The organism is Bacillus velezensis, assembly GCF_001461825.1.
In the GTDB taxonomy this organism is placed as follows: Bacteria; Bacillota; Bacilli; order Bacillales; family Bacillaceae; genus Bacillus; species Bacillus velezensis.
Genome location: NZ_LLZC01000020.1, coordinates 355,889 through 378,144, shown reverse-complemented (window position 1 = coordinate 378,144; position 22,256 = coordinate 355,889). Strand labels below are relative to the sequence as shown.

Annotated in this window: 18 protein-coding genes; 9 read left to right on the top strand and 9 right to left on the bottom strand. The window is 49.0% G+C overall.

The window, feature by feature from the left end:
* Nucleotides 1-124: 124 nt before the first annotated feature.
* The 3 genes from AR442_RS16975 to AR442_RS16965 all read left to right on the top strand — a co-directional run bounded on the left by AR442_RS16975 (nt 125) and on the right by AR442_RS16965 (nt 3,178).
* Nucleotides 125-1,018 carry a PucR family transcriptional regulator gene (locus tag AR442_RS16975; protein ID WP_014419236.1) on the top strand — a complete coding sequence of 298 codons (894 nt, stop codon included), beginning with the start codon at nt 125-127 and terminating at the stop codon, nt 1,016-1,018.
* A 117-nt stretch (nt 1,019-1,135) separates the two neighbouring features.
* On the top strand, nt 1,136-2,236 hold the full coding sequence (locus AR442_RS16970) for an ABC transporter ATP-binding protein (protein ID WP_014419235.1): 1,101 nt from the start codon (nt 1,136-1,138) through the stop codon (nt 2,234-2,236).
* Between the two features lie 99 nt (nt 2,237-2,335).
* Nucleotides 2,336-3,178 (top strand): polysaccharide deacetylase family protein, encoded by an 843-nt coding sequence (locus AR442_RS16965; protein WP_053285309.1) that lies wholly within the window; start codon nt 2,336-2,338, stop codon nt 3,176-3,178.
* Between the two features lie 35 nt (nt 3,179-3,213).
* Here the strand turns inward: AR442_RS16965 and cimH are convergent, their stop codons facing one another.
* Nucleotides 3,214-4,557: a citrate/malate transporter CimH gene (gene cimH, locus AR442_RS16960; protein WP_053285310.1), complete on the bottom strand. Its 1,344-nt coding sequence runs from the start codon at nt 4,555-4,557 to the stop codon at nt 3,214-3,216.
* 502 nt (nt 4,558-5,059) lie between these two features.
* Between cimH and AR442_RS16955 the strand changes: the two genes are divergently transcribed.
* From AR442_RS16955 to AR442_RS16935, 5 genes are all read left to right on the top strand, one after another.
* Nucleotides 5,060-6,466 carry a cytochrome ubiquinol oxidase subunit I gene (locus AR442_RS16955; protein ID WP_007614697.1) on the top strand — a complete coding sequence of 469 codons (1,407 nt, stop codon included), beginning with the start codon at nt 5,060-5,062 and terminating at the stop codon, nt 6,464-6,466.
* On the top strand, nt 6,450-7,466 hold the full coding sequence (cydB, locus tag AR442_RS16950; RefSeq protein ID WP_014722010.1) for a cytochrome d ubiquinol oxidase subunit II: 1,017 nt from the start codon (nt 6,450-6,452) through the stop codon (nt 7,464-7,466). The genes AR442_RS16955 and cydB overlap by 17 nt, the downstream gene beginning before the upstream one ends.
* Entirely contained in the window at nt 7,466-9,169 is a 1,704-nt protein-coding gene (cydD, locus tag AR442_RS16945; RefSeq protein ID WP_053285311.1) for a thiol reductant ABC exporter subunit CydD, read from the top strand. Before cydB ends, cydD begins: the two co-directional genes overlap by 1 nt.
* A complete protein-coding gene (gene cydC / locus AR442_RS16940) occupies nt 9,166-10,896 on the top strand; it encodes a thiol reductant ABC exporter subunit CydC (protein WP_053285312.1) in 1,731 nt (576 codons plus the stop codon). Before cydD ends, cydC begins: the two co-directional genes overlap by 4 nt.
* Nucleotides 10,897-10,987: 91 nt before the next feature.
* Entirely contained in the window at nt 10,988-11,818 is an 831-nt protein-coding gene (locus AR442_RS16935; RefSeq protein ID WP_053285313.1) for an NAD(P)H-hydrate dehydratase, read from the top strand.
* A 13-nt stretch (nt 11,819-11,831) separates the two neighbouring features.
* Here AR442_RS16935 and AR442_RS16930 read toward each other — a convergent pair whose 3' ends face one another.
* The gene (locus AR442_RS16930; protein WP_014419229.1) at nt 11,832-13,190 is read right to left on the bottom strand and encodes a purine-cytosine permease family protein; all 1,359 of its coding nucleotides are present in this window, start codon (nt 13,188-13,190) and stop codon (nt 11,832-11,834) included.
* 316 nt (nt 13,191-13,506) lie between these two features.
* Here AR442_RS16930 and AR442_RS16925 point away from each other — a divergent pair, with 316 nt between their 5' ends.
* Nucleotides 13,507-14,493 carry a choloylglycine hydrolase family protein gene (locus AR442_RS16925; RefSeq protein ID WP_014419228.1) on the top strand — a complete coding sequence of 329 codons (987 nt, stop codon included), beginning with the start codon at nt 13,507-13,509 and terminating at the stop codon, nt 14,491-14,493.
* 40 nt (nt 14,494-14,533) lie between these two features.
* On the opposite strand, the gene katX is transcribed toward AR442_RS16925, so the two are convergent.
* The 7 genes from katX to AR442_RS16890 all read right to left on the bottom strand — a co-directional run bounded on the left by katX (nt 14,534) and on the right by AR442_RS16890 (nt 22,254).
* Nucleotides 14,534-16,147 carry a catalase KatX gene (gene katX, locus AR442_RS16920; RefSeq protein WP_014419227.1) on the bottom strand — a complete coding sequence of 538 codons (1,614 nt, stop codon included), beginning with the start codon at nt 16,145-16,147 and terminating at the stop codon, nt 14,534-14,536.
* Nucleotides 16,148-16,224: 77 nt separating this feature from the next.
* Nucleotides 16,225-17,307: a glycosyl hydrolase gene (locus AR442_RS16915; RefSeq protein WP_053285314.1), complete on the bottom strand. Its 1,083-nt coding sequence runs from the start codon at nt 17,305-17,307 to the stop codon at nt 16,225-16,227.
* A 19-nt stretch (nt 17,308-17,326) separates the two neighbouring features.
* Complete coding sequence (manA, locus tag AR442_RS16910) at nt 17,327-18,271, bottom strand: mannose-6-phosphate isomerase, class I (protein WP_053285315.1); 945 nt, start codon at nt 18,269-18,271, stop codon at nt 17,327-17,329.
* Nucleotides 18,268-19,149, bottom strand: a complete 882-nt coding sequence (locus AR442_RS16905; protein ID WP_053285316.1) for an ROK family protein — start codon at nt 19,147-19,149, stop codon at nt 18,268-18,270. The genes manA and AR442_RS16905 overlap by 4 nt, the downstream gene beginning before the upstream one ends.
* A 19-nt stretch (nt 19,150-19,168) precedes the next feature.
* Complete coding sequence (locus AR442_RS16900) at nt 19,169-20,569, bottom strand: glycoside hydrolase family 1 protein (protein ID WP_053285317.1); 1,401 nt, start codon at nt 20,567-20,569, stop codon at nt 19,169-19,171.
* Nucleotides 20,570-20,598: 29 nt separating this feature from the next.
* Nucleotides 20,599-21,918, bottom strand: coding sequence for a PTS cellobiose transporter subunit IIC (celB, locus tag AR442_RS16895; RefSeq protein ID WP_046560145.1), 1,320 nt, complete (start codon nt 21,916-21,918; stop codon nt 20,599-20,601).
* An 18-nt stretch (nt 21,919-21,936) separates the two neighbouring features.
* On the bottom strand, nt 21,937-22,254 hold the full coding sequence (locus AR442_RS16890) for a PTS lactose/cellobiose transporter subunit IIA (RefSeq protein ID WP_003150849.1): 318 nt from the start codon (nt 22,252-22,254) through the stop codon (nt 21,937-21,939).
* Between the last annotated feature and the right edge of the window lie 2 nt (nt 22,255-22,256).

Below are 22,256 nucleotides of genomic sequence, written 5' to 3'. Positions count from 1 at the left end.
CGGCAGAAGCGGTTATATCCGTTTCCCGGGAAATAGCCTGAAAGCTGTTTCTTAAAACGAAGTGGATACAATCGGCCGGACGTTTTATACTGAAAATATGATAGAGCGATAGAAAGGAGCGCATATGAACCCGTTATTGGCAATTTACCCGAGGGCTGTGTTGTCTGATACGTGCTGTACGGCGGAGGATGTCTTTTGCTTTTATGATGAGAAAAGGCGGGTCTATGTCGCCATTCCGAAGGAGGATATTACCCCGAAGGAGAAACTGCTTCTGGAATCATTTTTGGCGCCCGCTGAAGAAAAAGGCGTTTTTTTTCCGGAGACGGCGGCAGCAAAGAGGTGGCGGCGGTTTCTGCTGGAAGAAGGTCCGGTGCCTGATGTCAAGGAGCCTCGTGTCCGTTTTATCCATTATGACTTATTGGGAGAACGCGACTGGGGGGCATTTACGGAAGCGCTGCGCCATTTCTGGCCGGTTTCATATACAGTTGTCCGGACGGGAAGGGATCAAGGCGTGATTGTGGAGGAAGAAAAGCTGGAAGCGCCAGATTCGGATGACATCGCATCTTTTGTGAAGATTCTCGAAGCCGATTTTTATTTCAGTGTCCGTTTTTTCATCGGAAGGTATTATGGCGCGGGAGAACGTCTGCGCCTTCATTATCGGAGAGAACAGCAATATTGTCAGATTGGCCGGCGTTATCTCCCGCAGCTGAGCACGCTGACCGCGGAAACGGTATTTCCGGCCTTGCTCATGGAAGAAAGCAGAGAAAAGCTCTCAGCCTTGCTTCACGAAGAAGCGGCGCTGCTGTTTCAGAAAGAACCGGAGCTGAAGCATACGATTCAGACTTTTATTGAACATAACTCGAACATGTCGCTCACATCGAAAAAACTGCATTTGCACCGCAACAGTCTTCAATATCGGATTGATAAATTTGCGGAACGCTCGGGTATTGATATTAAGACATATCAGGGCGCCCTGCTGGCTTATTTCATTTGTCTGCAGTATGAAAAATCACATTAAATGGGAAATGTGCACGAAGGCAGCGGACTTTTTTTATGAACATTGCCTATATCCGCCGCCGTCTGACACTGTTACAATCCTATTTAAGAAAGCGTTTACAAAAAAGGGGGAGATGACATGGCGGAACTTCGGCTGGAGCATATTTATAAGTATTACGATCAAAAAGAGGCGGCTGTCGATGATTTTAACCTTCATATTAAAGATAAAGAATTTATCGTGTTTGTCGGTCCGTCGGGGTGCGGCAAGTCGACAACATTGAGGATGGTTGCCGGGCTGGAAGACATTACGAAGGGCGATTTCTATATCGGTGACACGAGAGTGAATGACATCGCTCCTAAAGACAGGGATATTGCCATGGTGTTTCAAAACTATGCGTTATATCCGCACATGACGGTCTATGATAATATCGCTTTCGGTCTGAAGCTGAGGAAGATGCCGAAACCGGAGATTAAAAAACGGGTCGAAGAAGCGGCAAAAATGCTGGGGCTCACAGAGTATCTGCACCGCAAACCGAAAGCGCTCTCCGGCGGTCAGCGGCAGCGGGTTGCATTAGGACGGGCGATTGTCAGGGACGCCAAAGTGTTTTTAATGGATGAGCCGCTGTCAAATCTGGACGCAAAGCTTCGGGTGCAGATGCGGGCAGAAATTATTAAGCTGCATCAAAGGCTGCAAACAACCACAATCTATGTGACGCACGACCAAACAGAAGCACTGACGATGGCGACACGCATCGTAGTCATGAAGGACGGAAAAATTCAGCAGATCGGCACCCCGAAAGACGTGTATGAACATCCCGAAAACGTATTTGTCGGCGGGTTTATCGGCTCCCCAGCGATGAACTTTTTCAAAGGAAAGCTGACGGACGGCGCCATTCAGATCGGTTCGGCCGCTCTCGGCGTGCCGGAAGGGAAAATGAAAATGCTCCGGGAAAAAGGGTATGCCGGCAAAGATGTTATCTTCGGCATCCGCCCGGAAGACATACATGACGAGCTGATTGTGGTGGAATCCTATAAGAATTCATCCATCACAGCTAAAATCAATGTCGCGGAATTGCTCGGGTCGGAAATTATGGTCTATTCCCGGATCGGGGATCAGGATTTTATCGCCCGGATTGACGCCCGCCATGACATTCATGCCGGTGAGGAATTGACCGTCGCTTTCGACATGAATAAGGCTCATTTTTTTGACAGTGAAACAGAAATCAGAATCCGCTCATAACGCAAAGCCGGACAGCTGGATGTCCGGCTTTTTTGATGTAACAATTTATGACGCATAACCGATATAAAAAGTAAATAGAAGACAGAAAGCAGGAAAACGATGAAACGCATGATCATGTGCATGTGCCTTTTGGCTGCCGTGTTTACGCTTGCCGCCTGCTCGGGCCATGAGGCAAGCGCCGAACAAAGCATTCCGAAGGCAGAAGCGCACCACGATAAAAAGTCTGTAAAGCGCCAAATCAAAAAAGAGCCGGATACGTCCGCCTGGGTTCAAACGAAAGGAACGGCAAGACTGCCGATTCTGATGTACCACAGCATTTCTGAGGGAAACAGCCTGCGTGTGCCGAAGGAAGAATTCCGGCAGCATATGAAGTGGCTTCATGATCACGGCTATTATACGATGACTCCTGAAGAGGCCTATCTGATGCTGACGGAGGATAAGGAGCCGCGTGAAAAATGTGTTCTGATCACATTTGATGACGGCTATACCGACAATGTGAAAGCGGCCTATCCCATTTTAAAGAAATACAAGATGAAAGCGACAATCTTTATGATCGGAAACTTTATCGGGCATAAGAATCATCTGACTGAGAAGCAGATGAAGGAGATGGCCGCCCACGGCATTTCCATTCAGAGCCATACGATGAACCATCTCGAATTGAACGGGCTCACACCGCAGCAGCAGCGACGTGAAATGAAGGACTCTAAGCGTTTATTTGATCAAATGTTCGGACAGCGGACGTCTATGATCAGCTACCCTGTCGGACGATATAACAAGGAAACATTAAAAGCCGCCGCCGCGACAGGCTACCGTATGGCGGTCACGACGGAGCCGGGAGCGGCGTCAAGAGATCAGGGGCTTTACGGGCTTCACCGCGTCCGTGTGTCGCCGGGCATGTCCGGCGCGGCATTCGGCTCTTATATTCAAAATGTGATGAAATAACAGAGCCTCCGCATCATGCGGAGGCTTTTTTCAGTTTAATAGAATTGATGAAGCAGCAGAAGGGTGACACTCACGGTAATCGCTCCGCCGATTCTGGTCGACACTTGGGCGAACGGCATAAGCTCAAGCCGTTCAGCGGCGCTCAAGATCGCGACGTCTCCGGTGCCGCCCTGGCCGGAATGGCAGGCATTAATAATCGCCGTCTCAATCGGGTACAGATTCAGCCATTTTCCGGTCAGAAAACCGACGGCCATCATCGTGACGACGATTGATAAAATGGTAATGATGTTGCTGATCGTAAACGCCGCAATCAGCTTGTCCCACGGTGTCATTGAAACGCCGATCGCAAATAAGAGCGGATAGGTCACGGCTGTCGAGAAAAAGCGCGAGACGCCGAAGGCTCCGTTTTCAATCGAAGCCGGCGCCAGCCTGAACAGCTTAATGAGAACGGCAAGGACGAGCATCACGACAGGAGCCGGAAGCTGAAAGAAATCATGCGCCAGCATGCCGACCAAATAGAGGGAAACCGCTAAAATACCGCCCGAAGCGAAAAAGGACAAATCAAATGTTTTATCATTGGCCGGCTGTTCCAATGCGGGAGCGGAATGATCAGACTTATCAACCTTCCCGTTGCCCGTCCATTTCGGTTTGCGTTTCCCGATGACATTCAGCAAACCCGATAACATAATGGCGCACAGGCTGCCGAGCATGATGGACGGCAGCACAAGCGCAAAGGCGTCTCCCTGGGACATCGGCATAATATCGGAGTAGCCGATGGATAAAGGAATCGCGCCTTCACCGACACCCCCCGCCATAATCGGAACGACAATATAAAGCAGCGTGTGCTGAAAGCCGAGCCCGAGCAGCGTCCCGACGCATAAGCCGACGATGGCGGCCGCGATCGAGCCGGCGATCAGCGGAATAAAAATCTTGACGAAAGCTTTGACGAGCGTCTCTCTTTTCATTCCGAGAATACTGCCGACGACGATACCGGCAATAAATAGATAGAGAAAGTTGGAGCTTTCCGTGAATTCTGTTGTTGAAGTAATAATGTCTTTCGGAAGCAGGTGGTAGTAGACGACAGCGGATGGAATAAAGGTTGCGAGAATCGCAGGGCCGCCGATGGACCGCACGATCGGAATGGATTTTCCGATCTGGCCGAAGGTAAATCCGAAAAAACTCATGACGGCAATTGATGTCAGAATGTCGCTTTTTACATCACGGCTCATGACAAACACCGTAATAAGCAAGAAAAGCAGGATATAGATAGGAAGAGGAATAATGCCGATTCTTATATTCATTGCTCTGGCAAACCAGTTATCAGTCCGTTCCTGTTTTTGGATTGAATCCGTTTGCAATTTTGGTTGAAGTTCTCCCATGCTTGTTCCCCCAGTCGTTATGTAGTGAAAAAATATCCCCATTTAAAGTATACTAAAAAATTTAAATTGTTCATATATTATGAATTTACTAGAGGACATGCTTTCTTCACATTTTCTTTCTCAAAATGGCGATTTGGCGGGCTTTTTCGCCGAGAAAAGCATTTTGTTCGCCACACGAATAAAAAAGAGGTACGATATCAAAGGGACAAATATCCTAGGCGCTGACATAAAATCTCTACAAATCCGACAATAATCGGTCACAATTTCAGCCTTATTTTAGGTATATTGATCTTTTTTTTTAGGCTGAATCGTTGTAAAGTAATGATATTGAATCATTTCTATGACAGCCGCTGTCCCCCAGGGTGTACAGGCTGATATTTCAATAGTTTTGACGAATTTGTGAAACATTGAGCAAATATATCATTTTTTGTGAAATACCGAGCAATGATCTCGTTATGTTTGTGAAATGTTGAGCAATTTACCAGATTGGAGGAAAAACATCATGAGTGAGTTGGTATTAGCCCGCATTCAATTTGCATCTACAACATTGTTTCACTTCTTGTTTGTGCCTTTGTCTATCGGGCTTGTGTTTATGGTTGCTTTGATGGAGACGCTTTATGTTGTCAAAAAACAAGAGACCTATCTCAAAATGGCTAAATTTTGGGGGCATCTCTTTTTAATTAACTTTGCTGTCGGCGTCGTCACAGGGATTCTTCAGGAATTCCAGTTCGGTCTGAACTGGTCTGATTATTCCCGTTTTGTCGGAGACGTATTTGGAGCTCCGCTTGCGGTTGAAGCGCTTTTGGCGTTTTTTATGGAGTCTATTTTTATCGGATTATGGATTTTCGGCTGGGACCGTTTATCTAAAAAAGTGCATTTGCTTTGCATTTGGCTTGTGTCCTTCGGAACGATTATGTCATCTTTCTGGATTTTGACGGCGAACTCATTCATGCAGGAGCCGGTCGGCTTTGCGATTAAAAACGGCCGCGCGGAAATGAATGATTTCGGGGCGCTTTTGACAAACCCTCAGCTTTGGGTTGAATTCCCTCACGTCATTTTCGGGGCGCTTGCGACGGGTGCTTTCTTTATCGCCGGTGTCAGCGCATTTAAATTATTGAAGAAAAAAGAAGTGCCTTTCTTCCATAAATCTTTCAAGCTTTCGATGATTGTCGGTCTGATCGCCGGTATCGGCGTTGCGTTCAGCGGACATATGCAGGCTGAGCATTTAATGGAATCGCAGCCGATGAAAATGGCTGCCAGTGAAGCGCTTTGGGATGACAGCGGTGATCCTGCCGCGTGGACGGCTTTTGCGAATATTGATACGAATAAAGAAAAAAACACATCAGAAATTTCAATTCCTTACGCACTCAGCTACTTGGCTTACCAGAAGTTCAGCGGCAGTGTGAAAGGGATGAAAACACTTCAAAAAGAATACGAAAAAACGTACGGAAAAGGCGACTATATCCCGCCTGTTAAAACGACGTTCTGGAGTTTCCGCATTATGGCGGGCGCGGGCGCGCTTATGATTTTTGCCGCGATTGCCGGCTTTATTCTGAACCGCCGCAAAAAGCTTCATACGAGCAAGTGGTATTTACGGGGCATGATCGCACTGATCGCATTCCCATTCATTGCGAACTCTGCCGGTTGGATTATGACTGAAATCGGCCGCCAGCCGTGGACGGTCATGGGACAATTGACGACCGCACAATCCGTTTCTCCTAACGTAACGACGGGATCTCTGCTGTTTTCAATTATCAGCTTCGGCGTCATGTACTTGATTTTAGGCGCTCTGCTTGTTTTCCTATTCGTTCGTGAAATTAAAAAAGGTGCGGACCATGATGATCATAAGGATGTTCCTGTATCAACGGATCCGTTCAGTCAGGAGGTCTACCATGGGGTCACTTCATGATCTTTGGTTTATACTCGTTTCAGTTTTGTTTGTCGGATTTTTCTTTTTAGAGGGTTTTGATTTCGGTGTCGGCATTTCGACCCGATTTCTTGGCCATAATGAATTAGAACGCAGAGTGCTGGTTAACACCATCGGCCCGTTCTGGGATGCGAATGAGGTGTGGCTTATCACAGGTACGGGAGCGATCTTCGCGGCATTCCCGAACTGGTATGCGACGATGCTGAGCGGATATTACATTCCGTTTATCATCATTCTTCTTGCCTTGATGGGGCGCGGCGTGGCATTTGAATTCCGCGGCCAAGTGAATAATCTGAAATGGGTCAAAACATGGGACTGGGTGATTTTCTTCGGCAGCCTTATCCCGCCATTTGTATTCGGACTTATTTTCACAAGCTTGTTCCGCGGTGTGCCGATTGACGGACATATGAACATTCACGCAGGTTTTTCAGATATTGTGAACGTGTATTCCGTTCTCGGCGGAGCAGCCGTCACCCTTCTTTCATTCCTGCACGGTTTAATGTTTATCACCCTGCGCACGATCGGTGATTTACAAGAGCGTGCGAGAAAAATGGCGAAACGCGTAATCGGTGTTATCTTTCTTGTTGTACTTGCTTTCTTTGCGATGTCTGCATACGATACGGATATGTTTACACGCCGGGCAAACATCACGATTCCGGTATTCGTGCTGATTGTCATCTGCAACGTTCTTGCCGTTGTGTTCATGAGCAAGAAAAAAGACGGCTGGGCATTCGGTATGACCGGCGCGGGTCTTGCTTTGACAGTTGCGATGATTTTTATCTCTCTGTTCCCGCGCGTCATGGTCAGCTCGCTGAAAAGCGCGTATGACTTAACAGTAGCTAACGCGTCTTCCGGTGATTATTCACTTAAGGTCATGACAATTGTCGCACTGACTCTGCTGCCGTTTGTTATCGGCAGTCAGATCTGGAGCTATTATGTCTTCCGGAAACGCGTCAGCCATAAGGAGCCTATGACTTATTAATGGGAAAAGACCTGTTTCTTTATAAAGGAATGAAGCGGATTCTTGCGATCATTACGGGATTAACGATTATACAAACGGCCGCCATCATCTTGCAGGCGGAATGGCTGAGCCAGGCGGTAACCGGATTATTTAACGGGAAGCGGATTGCTTCTCTTTATCCGGTTATCGGCTTTTTCCTGCTTGCGTTTTTGGTCCGGCATGCGGTGACAACGGTCCGGCAGAAAATCGTGTACCAATATGCCGCACAAACCGGCGCAGACTTAAGAAAAAGATTTCTTGAGCAATTGTTCCGTCTCGGCCCCCGCTTTGCGAAAAAAGAGGGGACGGGCCGGATGGTGACGCTGGCGATGGAAGGCATCAGCCAGTTCCGCCGTTATTTAGAGCTGTTTCTGCCGAAAATGGTCAGCATGGCGATTGTGCCGGCGGCCGTTGTTATTTACGTGTTTTTTCAGGATAAAACATCGGCATTGATTCTGATTCTTGCGCTTCCGATTTTGATTGTATTTATGATTCTGCTCGGACTTGTCGCACAGAAAAAAGCCGATCGCCAATGGAAGTCCTATCAGACGCTTTCCAATCATTTCGTGGATTCGCTCCGCGGACTGGAGACATTGCGGTTTTTAGGATTAAGCAAATCACACAGTAAAAACATCTTTCATGTCAGTGAGAGATACCGTAAGGCGACGATGAGCACGCTCCGGGTCGCGTTTTTATCATCATTCGCCCTGGATTTCTTTACGATGCTGTCGGTGGCGACAGTGGCGGTGTTTCTCGGCTTGCGGCTGATAGACGGACAAATTCTGCTCGGGCCGGCATTGACCGCGCTCATTCTCGCGCCTGAATATTTTCTCCCGGTCCGCGAAGTGGGAAATGATTACCACGCGACGTTAAACGGGCAGGAGGCGGGGAAAACCATTCAAGCGATTTTGGCGCAGCCCGGTTTTAAAGAAGAAAAGCCGCTCGAACTTGATACGTGGACTGACGGGGATGAATTACAGCTTACGCGTTTGTCCGTCCGAGAATCGATGTCTGAATTTCATCTGTCCTTTAAAGGGAAGAAGAAAATCGGAATTATCGGGGAAAGCGGTTCGGGAAAATCGACACTCATTGATGTGCTGGGCGGCTTTTTAGAGCCTGCGTCCGGTGAGATCAAGGTAAACGGTGAATCCCGCTCGCATCTGCAGTCGGACGGCTGGCAGAAGCAGCTGCTCTATATTCCGCAGCATCCGTACATTTTTGATGACACGCTTTTGAATAATATCCGGTTTTATCATCCTGATGCTTCCCGTGAGGAAACGGCGCGCGCCGCTGATTCAGCGGGTCTTTCCGGACTGATCCGTGATCTGCCCGGCGGCCTTGACGGCCGGATCGGCGAGGGCGGACGGGCGCTCAGCGGAGGGCAGGCTCAGCGTGTCGCGCTGGCCAGAGCCTTTTTAGGAAACCGGCCGATTCTCCTTTTGGATGAGCCGACCGCTCACCTTGATATTGAAACAGAATATGAAATAAAAGAAACGATGAAAGACCTGTTTGAAAACAAACTTGTTTTTCTGGCCACTCACCGTCTTCACTGGATGCTTGAGATGGACGAAATTATCGTGCTTGATGACGGCGCGGTGGCGGAAATCGGCACCCACGACGAATTGATGGCGAAACAAGGCGTATACGCCAAACTTGTAAAGGCGCAACTGGGGGAAAGAACATGAGAAAAGAAGAATGGATTCTGCCGTATATAAAGCAAAATGCCCGTTTGTTTGTTCTTGTGATTTTTTTAGGCGCGGTGACGATTTTTTCGGCGGCCTTTCTCATGTTCACTTCCGGTTTTTTAATCTCTAAGTCGGCGACAAGGCCTGAGAATATCCTGCTGGTGTACGTTCCGATTGTGGCCGTGCGCACCTTCGGGATTGCCCGTTCAGTCTCACGGTACGCCGAGCGTCTGACGGGGCACCATATCATTTTGAAAATCGTGTCCGACATGAGGGTGCGGCTTTACAATATGCTGGAGCCGGCCTCGCTCATGCTTTCATCCCGTTTTCGGACGGGCGACATGCTCGGCATTTTGGCTGAGGATATTGAGCATTTGCAGGATGCGTTTTTAAAAACGATTTTCCCGGCGGTTTCCGCTTTGCTGCTGTATGCGGCCTCCGTTATCGGACTCGGCTTTTTTTCCTGGCCGTTTGCCGCTTTTGCGGCGATTTACCTGTTTATATTGGTTGTATTGTTTCCGGTTGTGTCGCTTCTTGTGACGAGAGCGAAAAACATGAGGCTGAAAAGCGGCCGGAATATGCTCTACAGCCGGCTGACAGATGCCGTGCTCGGCGTGAGCGACTGGATGTTTTCGGGACGCCAGGCGGCCTTTATTTCCTCTTATGAAGAGAAAGAGAAGGCATGGTTTGACCTTGAAAGCAAACGTCAGCGGTTTACAAGATGGCGTGATCTCGCCGCGCAATGTCTTGTCGGCGGCTTCATATTGATCATGCTGTTCTGGACGGCGGGTCAGTATGCGGACGGCAGCATCGCCAACACGATGATCGCGGCCTTTGTGCTTGTCGTATTTCCATTGACGGAGGCGTTTCTGCCCCTTTCGGATGCGCTGACGGAAGTGCCTTCTTATCAGGATTCCATCAAAAGAATGAGTAAGGCGGCTCCGGAGCTGCGAAGTCGTGAGGTGAAGCAGACAGATGAGAAACTGGATGTATCTGATGTGACACTTACATTTGATAACGTGACGTTTTCTTATGATCAGCACAGTCATGTGCTTGACCGTTTTTCCTTCACTCTCCGCCAAGGTGAAAAAATGGCGCTGCTCGGCAGGAGCGGTTCCGGTAAGTCGACCTCTCTCGCTTTAATTGAAGGCGCCTTAGTTCCCGATTCGGGCAAAGTGATGCTGAACGGGCTGGAAACTGCGGCCGTGCAGGAGCAGATTTCCTCAGCGGTGGCCGTTTTGAATCAGAAACCTCATCTCTTTAACACGAGCATTATGAACAATATCCGGCTCGGAAACGGCAAGGCGAGTGATGAAGATGTTAAGCGTGCGGCGCGGCAAGTGAAGCTGCATGATTATATTGAATCACTGCCTGACGGATATGAAACGTCCGTGCAGGAGACGGGGATTCGTTTCTCAGGCGGGGAACGGCAGCGGATCGCGCTTGCCCGTATTCTGCTCCAAGACACGCCGGTCATTATCCTTGATGAACCGACGGTCGGCCTTGATGCGGTCACTGAACGCGAATTGCTTGATACGATTTTTGATGTCTTTAAAGAGAAAACGATCCTCTGGATTACACACCATTTAGCGGGTGTGGAAACAGCTGATAAAATCGTCTTTTTAGAAAATGGAAAAGCAGAAATGGAAGGAACCCATCAAGAGCTGCTTGCAGAAAACGAACGGTACCGGAAGCTTTACCGTCTTGATGTTCCGATCAGAACATAAACAGCCGCAAACGAGCGGCTGTTTTTTTTGTGCGGTTTAAAATCTCTTCTTGTTTGGAATATAAATAGGAGACAGAAGAGGAGGTACAGAGATGAATATAATGGATTGGACGGAACAGGATGTGAAAGATACGCTGCCGCAACGGGAGGCAGACAGCCATAAAGGAACGTTCGGGACGGCGTTACTGCTGGCCGGGAGCGATGACATGCCGGGAGCCGCCCTTCTGGCCGGATTGGGCGCGATGAGAAGCGGTGTCGGCAAGCTTGTCATCGGTACATCGGCAGGCGTCATTCCGCTTATCGTCCCGGTGCTGCCGGAAGCGACGTACTGGCGGGACGGCTGGAAAAAAGCCGCGGCGGGCCAGCCCGGGGAAACCATCCGGGCCGCTGCCATCGGGCCGGGCCTTCCTCAAACAGACGAAGTGCAGCAGGCGGCTGATCAGCTGCTTTCTGCCGATTATCCCGTCATACTGGACGCGGGCGCCATTACGAAAAGAACCTATCCAAAGAGGAAAGCCCCCGTGATCTTGACGCCTCATCCCGGCGAATTTTCCAGAATGACAGGCCTTTCGATTCAAGAGATTCAGCAGAACAGAGCGGGATATGCCGCGGAATGGGCGGAGCGGCTTCATGCCACGATTGTCCTGAAAGGAAACGAAACCATTATCGCTTTTCCCGACGGGGAATGCCGCAGGAATACAACCGGAAACGGCGCGCTTGCAAAAGGCGGGACCGGCGACACGCTGACGGGAATGATTCTCGGCATGCTGTGCTGTCATCAAGACCCGAAACATGCCGTATTGAACGCCGTCCGCCTTCACGGCGAATGTGCGGAATTATGGACGAAAGAGCGCTCCGCCCATACCTTATTGGCGCACGAACTTTCTGAACTGCTGCCGCGTGTATGGAAGGAATATGAATAAAGAAAAGGCGTCTTCATAGGGAAGGCGCCTCTTTTTGTTTTACCCTTGATTTCATCAGGACATAATACAGCAGCGACGGAACGGCCAGGCCGATGACCCAGGCAATGTCGCCTCCGCCGAATATTTCAGCGAGCGGCCCGATGTAAAAGGATGTATTGATGAACGGGATTTCTAATATAATCGACAAAACGAAGGCGGCCGCTGTAATCCAATTGACCCTGCCGTATTGCCCGTTGACGTCAAACATCGATTTGACGTGGTATTTTCCGCGTCGGATAAAATAGTAATCCACGAGGTTGATCGCCGTCCATGGAATTAAGAAATAACTGATGAAAAAGATGAAATTTAAAAACAGTTCCATGAAATTGCTTTGGCCCAAGAGACTTAATACAGTACCCGCTGCCGTCACACAAAGGATCATTACCACTCGCGTTTTCGGCGTCACCTTCAGTTTTAAAAACGGCTCCAAAGTAGTCGTGGTTGACATAAAGGCTCCGTATAAATTAAAGACGTTGATCGCCATTTGTCCGAACAGGACGATGATCAGCATAATAAAGGAAAACGGACCGAACAATCGGACAATCTCATTTCCCGCATTAGCGGTAAATTCCGGGAGCGCCGTCGTCAAAATGGCGCCGAGAAGCATCATCCAGATGGAACTGACTGACGTACCTGCGTAGCTGTACCAAAAGGTATGCGATGCCGGTGTTTTGACCGGCAGATAACGGGAATAATCTGCGACATATGGCGCATATGCCAGCTGCCATGTGGCCACCGCGCTGACCGCCACTAGAAAAACAGGCAGATCTAATGAGCCGGGCACCCAGCTTCCTGAAGGAATCGGCAGTTGAAAAATAAGAATCGTTGCAGCAAAAAAAACGGCAAAGGAGGTCCAAGAGAGGATTTTCTGCATTTTGTGAATCAGATCATGACCGTAGATCGTGAGTAAAAAACAGATGGCGCTTAAGCCGATAATACACCATGAAGCCGGAATCGGTACAAAGCTGCTCAATGTACCGGCTGCGAGAATCGTACTGCTCGCAAAGAAGCCCAGGTAGATAAACATGACCAAAAAGAGGGGCAGAATCGCTCCGATCACGCCGAACTGCGCGCGGCTTTGAATCATTTGCGGAATTCCGAGCTGAGGTCCTTGTGCGGAATGAGACGCCATAAAGATTGCGCCGATAAAGGTCCCGATAATAATGGCGGCGATACTCCAAAAGAGATCGAGTCCCATTGTAACGGGCAGTGTGCCTGTGACTAACGTCGTAATATGCATATTAGCCCCGAACCAGACGGGGAATAAATCTTTAGCCTTTCCGTGTCTTTCGTCATGCGGAATATGTTCAATCGTTCGCCTTTCTACTTTCAATAGATAATCTCCTCCGTATGTTCTTCTTTAACATAAAAACATAGCTTAACAGATTGACCTGCCGTTTACAAATTCCAGCATGCAGGAAAAACATTGTAAAGCCTCGCTGACAGCCGTTCAAAAGTTTTTTTGGAAAACGGAACAAACACTGCCGCCAAAGCGATTTGCCAGGGTTTAAAAGGCATGGATATGCTTACGGACTAATATGTATTAAGGAGAAATGTGTCAATCTTTTGACGAATGGAGCCATTATTCGTTAAGCTGAAAGAATAGTTTACTTTGTGTAAATTTCATTAATGAAAAGGGGATGGATGATATGTGTACAAGTCTTACATTGAAAACGACAGACGGTAATCACCTATTGGCGCGAACGATGGATTTTGCATTTCAGCTCGGTACGGACGTCGTGCTTTACCCTCGTCAGTACAGCTGGAAAAGCGAAGCTGACGGCAGGATGCATAAGACGAAATACGCATTTATCGGCATGGGGAGAAATCTCGGCAATGTTCTGTTTGCCGACGGCGTAAATGAAAAAGGGCTGTCGTGTGCGACGCTGTATTTTCCGGGCTTTGCGGGATACGAGAAAGCGGAACGGGAGGGCACCTGTCACATCGCTCCTCATGAGTTTGTCACCTGGGCCTTATCAAACTGTGAATCTCTTGAAGACATAAAGGAAAAGCTCTCAATGCTGACGATTGTAGAGAAGAAGTTAATGTTATTGGATACGGTGCTGCCTCTTCATTGGATTTTATCAGACCGCACGGGCGGCTGCATTGTCATCGAGCCGACACCGGAGGGAATGAAAGTATATGACAACAAACCCGGAGTGATGACCAACAGTCCGGAATTTCCTTGGCATGTGACCAATCTGCGCCATTATATCGGAATCAGGCCGCAGCAGTCAGAAAGCAAAACATTGGGCGGAATGACATTAACCGCTTTCGGCCAAGGATCTGGAACGATCGGGCTTCCCGGTGATTACACGCCGCCATCCCGATTCATCAGAGCTGCTTATCTGAAAGAGCATTTAGAGCCTGCCGCTCATGAAACGGATGGCGTTACAGCCGCTTTTCACGTGCTGTCCAATGTGAATATTCCAAAAGGCGCGGTGATCACAGAGGAGAATGAAATTGATTATACGCAGTATACGTCGGTCATGTGCTGTGACAGCGGTAACTACTACTTTCATCTGTACGACAACCGGCAGATTCACAAAGTAAGTTTATTCCATGAAGATCTTGAACGTCCGGAGCCGAAAGTATTTGCGGCCGCGGCGGAGCAGAATATACAGGAGCTGAATTAGCCCAAAAAAAAAACAGGACGCGATTGTCCTGTTTTTTTACTTAATACGGATCAGACGGATGGCTTTCCTGTTCAGCCTGCTTTGCAGCCTGTTCCGTATCAGTAGTGCCGATCGGCCCGTTGCTGTTGTTTTCGGAAACCTTTTTCAGCCCTTCCGCAACACGTTTTCCGTAGTCCGGATCAGCTTTTGTGAAATTCTCAATCATTTGATCCTGAATGTCTTTCCGGCAGGAAGAAAGCGTATTGACCAAGTTTGTGATCAATTCGTTCCGTTCAAATTCCGAAAATCTGCGGTATGTTTCTCCGGCTTGGCCGAAATGATTCGACCGGTCGATCGCTTCCCGCTTCACATCGCCTTCGACATGAGGTGTATGGTCTTTCCCATCCTGCTTTGCTTCGTTGAGTCCTCCCATAATGGACGGCTCATAGTTGACGTGCGGGTTTTGTCCTTCTGCCCGATCGACCCGATACTGCATTTGCCCGCCTTCCTGGTTGGTGGCGACATGCTTTTTCGGCGAGTTGATCGGAAGCTGCAGGTAATTTGCACCGACCCGGTACCGCTGGGTATCTGAATAGGCGAATGTCCGCCCCTGAAGTAATTTGTCATCTGAAAAATCAAGGCCGTCCACAAGCACGCCCGTTCCGAATGAGGCCTGTTCCACCTCGGCATGGTAGTTTTCCGGGTTTTTGTTCAGAACCAATTTACCGATCGGCTTCCAAGGAAAATCGTCTTTATACCACAGCTTGGTCGGATCAAGCGGATCAAAATCCAGCTCGGGGTGTTCGTCATCAGTCATGATTTGCGCATACACTTCCCATTCAGGGTAATCGCCTTTTTCAATCGCTTCATACAAATCCTGTGTCGCATGGTTAAAGTTTTTCCCCTGAATCTCTTCCGCTTCCTTCTGTGTCAGGTTGCGGATGCCCTGTTTCGGTTCAAAGTGATATTTGACGAGCACGGCTTTTCCTTCTTCATTGACCCATTTGTAGGCATGTACGCCTGAGCCCTGCATTTGCCGGTAGTTGGCCGGGATGCCCCACGGCGAAAACAAGAAAGTGATCATATGAGTCGCTTCGGGTGATTGGGAAATGAAGTCGAAAATACGCTCGCCGTCCTGAATGTTCGTAACGGGATCAGGCTGAAATGCGTGCACAAGATCCGGGAACTTCAGCGGATCACGGATAAAAAAGATTTTCAAGTTGTTGCCGACCAGATCCCAGTTGCCGTCTTCGGTATAAAGCTTAACGGCAAAACCCCGGGGATCACGCAATGTTTCCGGGGAATGCTTTCCGTGGTTGACGGTAGAAAACCGCACAAACGCCGGAGTTTTCGTTCCTTTCTTTTGAAACACTTTCGCTCTTGTGTATTTAGAAATCTCCTCGTCTCCAAAACTTCCGTACGCCTCAAAGTATCCGTGTGCGCCGGCGCCGCGCGCGTGAACGACGCGCTCGGGAATCCGTTCGCGGTCAAAGTGGCTGATTTTCTCCAAAAAATCATAATTCTCCAATGTCGTCGGTCCTCTATTGCCGACTGTCCTGACATTCTGGTTGTCAGTGACCGGATGGCCCTGCCGGTTTGTCAGCGTGTCTTCTGACTCGCCTTTACCGGTCGTCTTACTGGAAAGCGTTTCTTCGCTGTTTTTGTTATTTTCCATTGTTGAACCCTCCTTTTTGAACGGTAACAATATGCCCAGCAGAGCCGTTTTTTAAAACTGATTTTCAAAAGAAGCGGTTATTCCGCGATCGGCGTCAAAGATCCGCCGTTCCATATTTCGCCCTTGTTCAGTGTCCAGCTGTTTTGATAAAGGCTTTGCGCGCCTTGATTGGCCGCCGGACTTAATTGTTCATCCCATGTCAAAAAGTACGTGGTCTCGGGGTATTTTTGCCTGATCGCATTGATAAATGCAGCATAATCAAAGCTTCCGATATTGCCGGACGGACCGGTTTCGGCAAAGGCAAACGGTTTTTGCAGAGACAGCATTTCATCATAGCCTGATATCGCATACGGATCAGTGAAGTAAGCGTCCAGACCGGTAATATCCACATAAGATGAGCCTGGGTAGAAGTCTGTTTTAAAGTCTCTGTTGGCATCCGGCGAATACACCCACAAAAGGTTATCCAATCCTCTTGTCTCTGTCATATAGCGGTATATCTTCTTGTAAAGCTCTTTGTACAGCGAGATTCTTTCCGTGTCTTTTTGGTTGTAGCCTGTCAGCCCCCACCAGAACCACTCGCCGTTCATTTCGTGAAGCGGCCTGAACAGAACGGTGACGCCTTGATTTTTCAGCTGAGTAAGGCCGTCGGCGATTTTGCTGAGCAGCGCCTCAAGCCGTTTTCCTTCAACAGTTGAAGGGTCCAGGATGTTTTTGTACTGGCTGTTTGAGATGGCCGTTTTATAGTTTCCGGATGGAAAAGCCGGATTTGCGAGATGCAGGCTGACCTGAGGGAGGCCGCCGCTTTTCCAGTATGAGATCAAGCTGCTGTTGCAGCTGTAATCGATAGTATCGGTGATATCCGCTGTTTCCAGCCATCCTCTCCCATAGTCACAGCCGTAGATGGCGGGAGACTGTCCCGTCGCGTTTTTCAAGCGGTTTTCCTCTGTCATTGAAAAAGTGACATCGCTGTACCCGCCGAACGCACCGGACATGACCCTGTTTTCTGAACGGTTGGGCAGGTGCGCCAGCCAGTTCATGATATCTTTTGTCGTCTGCTGGGCATTTGGGTTGACGGGATAAACGGTGTGAGCCGATATCGGACTGGCGGCTCCTAAGAGTAATAAAACGATAGACAGGCAGACTGCTAACTTTTTGAGCATATAAAAGACCTCCTGATTTTTAGGATGATGAAGGATGTGAAACGATAACCTCACAATCTCCTTCTATAACAAAATCTCCGGAATCCGCCGGCACGATAAAGTGATCGCCTTTGTGAATGGGGCATCCATCCAGTTCTCCGCGTCCTTTAATTACGCTTGCGAGTAAATACCGGCCGGGTGCGGGGAATGATGCTTTCCCGCTCACATCCCATTGATAAACTGAAAAGAAAGGTGTTTCGGCGAGTATCGTAATAAGAGCATTTCCGATCCGATGCTTTGTGCTTTTTACATTTTCATCGGTATGCGGAATACTTGTTACGTCAATTGCTTTCTGAAGATGAAGCTCGCGTTTATTCCCGTTCCCATCCGTCCGGTCATAGTCGTAAAGCCGGTAGGTGGCATCAGAGCTTTGCTGGATTTCAAGAACGAGCGTACCTTCACATAAAGCGTGCAGTGTGCCGCTCGGGACATAGAAAAAGTCGCCGGGCTTAATGGGGATGCGGCGGAGCAGGTGATCCCACTCGTTTCGTTCAATGAGCCGAACGAAGTCTTCTCTCGTTTGGGCGCGGTGCCCTAAAATGAGCTCCGCCTCTTTTTTGCAGTCCAACACGTACCAGCATTCCGTTTTTCCGAGTTCTCCGTTTTCATGCCGATGTGCATATGCGTCATCCGGATGAACCTGTACGGATAAGTCCATATTTGCGTCGAGAATTTTTGTGAGCAGGGGAAAGGCTTCTTCTTTCGGATGTCCGAACAGGTCAGGGTGTTCATTCCAGAGACGGTGTAATGATGTTCCGGAAAAAGGCCCGTTCCGCACGATGGATGTGCCGTGCGGATGAGCTGAAATCGCCCAGCACTCTCCCGTCCGCTCAGAAGGAAACTCATACCCGAATGTATCGCGCAGCTTCGTCCCGCCCCATAATCTTTCTTTAAAAACCGGTTCCAAAAATAAGAGTTTCGTCATTTTTCCGCCTCCCGGTTTGCCGCCTTTAATGCGCGCTCCGCCAATACGAGCGAACCGGCCGCGCCGGAGTGAATGCCTAATTGAGGGGGGACGATGCGGTTTTCAATGTCGGGCAGATCAATATATTGATTCAGCCGTTTTTTCACGTGCTGACGGATAGAAGAGAACAGCTGATGCTGCTTCATGACGCCCCCGCCGAGGATGATCTTTTCCGGCGAAAGTATGAGAATATACTGCACAAGCGCTTCGGCAATATAATAGCCCTCAAGCTCCCACACTTCCTGCTGATCCGTGAGCAGAACTGCTTTTTTCCCCCAGCGTTTCTCAATGGCGGGGCCTGCCGCGAGGCCTTCCAGGCAATCTGTATGGTAAGGGCAATTGCCTTTGTAGCCGTCGTCCGGATGTCTTCTGACGTAAATGTGACCCATTTCAGGATGAGACAGCCCTTGAACAAATCTTCCGTTCATAATGGCGCCCGCGCCGATGCCTGTGCCGACTGTCAAATAGAGGCAGCTGTCCGCGTTTTTGGCCGCGCCGAAAGAAGCTTCTCCGAGCGCCGCCGCATTAACGTTGGTGGTGAAGCCTGCGGGAATATCAAGAGCGCTTTTGATCGTTTGAAGAATAGGGCATTTCCGCCAGGCTGTCTTCGGCGTCGCGGTGATGCACCCGTATGTTTGACTGTCGGGACGGATATCAATCGGTCCGAACGACCCGATGCCGATGGCTTCTATCGGGAAATCTTTAAAGTAACGGATCACCTGTCTGAGTGTGTCATCCGGTTCTCCCGTCGGAAACTCTGCTCTGTCCAGAATGGTGCCGTCTCTTTGTCCGGCGGCACAGACAAATTTCGTGCCGCCGGCTTCAATACCTCCAAGCATGGCCGTCCCTCCTCATCTGTTAAAATCCGTTTTGATCGGAAACGGATTTGAACCAGCGGCCGCTTTTTTTGACAGTCCGTTCGCCCCCGTTTTCCAGATTGACAGATACAAAGCCGTAGCGGTTTTTATAAGCGTTTGTCCAAGACCAGTTGTCCATGAAAGTCCACAGGTGATAGCCTTTTACATTTGAACCTTCTCCGATGGCCCGATGCACCCATTTCAGATGTTCCTGGATAAATTCAATCCTGTAATCATCCTGAATGATGCCGTTTTCATCGCGGAAGCGTTCCTCGCCTTCTACTCCCATGCCGTTCTCAGAAATAAAACACTCGATATTTCCGTAATGTTCTCTGAGATTTGTGAGAATGTCGTAGATTCCTTTTTCGTAAATTTCCCACCCGCGGTGAGGGTTCATTTTCCGGCCGGGCATGACATACGGATCGAAGAAACGCTCGGGCAGGAAAGGGGCATGCGGATTCGGAACATGTTCTTTTGCCTTGACGCGCCTCGGCTGGTAGTAGTTCACGCCTAAGAGGTCAACCGTATGCTCCTGAATGAGGCGGAGATCTTCTTTCTCATAATGCGGCAGAAAGCCTTCCGCCTTGAGAATCTCGACAAGCTCCTCAGGAAATTCGCCCTTTACGGCGGGATCTAAAAATGAGCGGTTGAAAAAGGCGTCGGCAATCCGGGACGCTTTCAGATCTTCAGGATGTGAGCTTCTCGGATAAGAAGGCGTCAGATTCAGAATGATTCCGATTTGTCCGTCCTGTTTCAATTCTCTGTAGGCTTTGACAGCCCTTGCATTCGACAGCAGGGTATGGAAGCCGGCCTGCACCGCTTCTTGAAAATTAACGTGATTCGGGTAGTGAAAGTCGTATAAGTAGCCGCCTTCAATCGGCACAATCGGCTCGTTGTGAGTGAACCATTTTTTCACCTTGTCACCGAATAGCGAAAAGCATGTTTTGGTGTAATGTTCAAACGCGTCAACGGTGTTCCGGCTGACCCAGCCCCCCTTACGCTGAAGGGCGAGCGGCATGTCAAAGTGAAACAAATTGACAAACGGCTCAATGTGATGGGCAAGCATTTCATCGATGACGTCCTGATAAAACGCGACCGCTTTCTGATTGACCTCGCCAGTTCCGTCCGGAATCAATCTTGACCAGGAAATAGACAGCCGGAAGGAGTTGTGGCCGATTTCTTTCATCAGCCGGATATCCTCCTTATATTGATCGTAAAAACGTGACGTGTCGCCGGGGCCGACGCCGTTAAAAAAACGGCTCGGCTCTTTTTCATACCAGTAATCCCATATGTTTTGGCTTTTTCCGTCTCTGTCAGCGGCGCCTTCTGTTTGGGTGGCGGAGGCGGAAGACCCCCACCAGAATCCTTCCGGAAAACGATATTGAATATTTGATTCAGTCAATTGATTTCTCTCCCTTACTGCGATTTTGATTACATACTCATGCTGTCATCCCGGGCATGCTGCTCGGTCTCAGCTTCTTTTTCCTTTGCCATGTTTAATTTGTCCAGCGCTTTAAGAAACGGGAACCAGATGACAAACACAATACAGAGGTTGACCAGCTGCATAATGCCGCCCATGACGGAATTGGTCGCCATAATCCCGTTAATGAATAGGGGGACGGTCCAAGGCACGGTCACGCCGGTAGGAGGGGGCACGATCCCCGCCGACATGGCCAGGTAGGTGACAAGTGTGACAACCATCGGTGCGATGACCCACGGAATGATAATGATCGGGTTCATCACAATCGGCAAACCGAAAATAACCGGCTCATTGACGTTGAAAATGCCCGGCGCGAGACCGAGTTTGGATATCTGTTTCATCTGTTTGCTTTTCATAAAAAGCAAGATGGCGATCACTATGGCCAATGTCATTCCGGTTCCGCCCATTCCGACGGTGTAAATCTCCATAAACGGCTTAGAAATAATATGGGGAATCTCTTTTCCCGCTGTATACGCAGCCAAATTTTCGACCTGTAATGTATTCCAAATCGGGTCCATCACGGAATTGATAATGATTTGTCCGTGAAGTCCGAAAAACCATAAAATCTGAATAAAGAAAACAGCGATTAATGTAGGAATGATGCCGCTTCCAAGTCCGACAAGCGGGGCTTGAACCGTATGATAAATGACATCATGCAGATTGGTGTGAAAGATCTGGGTGACAGCCGCATTGATCAAGAGGAAGACGGTAAGCGTGATAAAAGCCGGAATCAATGCGGCGAACGATTTAGCAACAGCCGGAGGAACACCGGCAGGCATCTTAATCGTTAAGTTTCTCTGGACGATTCTTCTGTAGATTTCACCTGACAAAAACGCGGTTATCATGCCGAGAAACATTCCTTTTGCTCCAAGCCGGTCAACCGGAATGACGCCTGCGACCGCTTTGCCCGTTTCCGGCTCTAAGACGAACGGGGTGAGCAGCAGAAAAGAAACCAATGCGATCGCTCCGCCGAATACGGCCTCCACTTCGTAGCTTTTGGAAAGGTAATAGCCGATCCCGAAGACGACAAAAATGGACATAATCCCCATCGTCGCCGTCGAAGCGCCGCCAAATCCGGATTGAAAGACAGACAGTGCGGAGCTGCTCATGATTTTGTTTAAAAACGGCAGGTTCGTCAGCACGACGAACACCGAACCGAAAATGGTCAGCGGAAACGCCAGCATAAAAGCATCCCGTAAGACTTGCAAGTAGCGGTTATTGTTTAATTTGCCCGCGATCGGAACAAGGAATTGGCTGATTTTCTCAAACACGTCTTCACCCCCGGCTTTTTATAAATTCTTTGATTGAAATAAGTCGAGCATTTCTTTAACCAGCTCTTTCATTGAGAGCGCTGACATTAAGTGGTCTTCAGCATGCATAAAAAGCAGGGAGACATCCGTCTTGGCGCCGCCGGCTTCTTTTTGAATCATCTGAAAATGGATGTCGTGCGCTTTCCCCAGTTCTTCTTCAGCCTTTGTCAGAAAGGTGTCTGACTCATCTGGCCGGCCGTCTTTATAAGCGCGTATCGATTGAATAATACAGCTGCGGGCATTACCGCTGTGAAGAATCAGCTGAAAACTGATCTGTTCATCCGTGTACGTTTCCATGC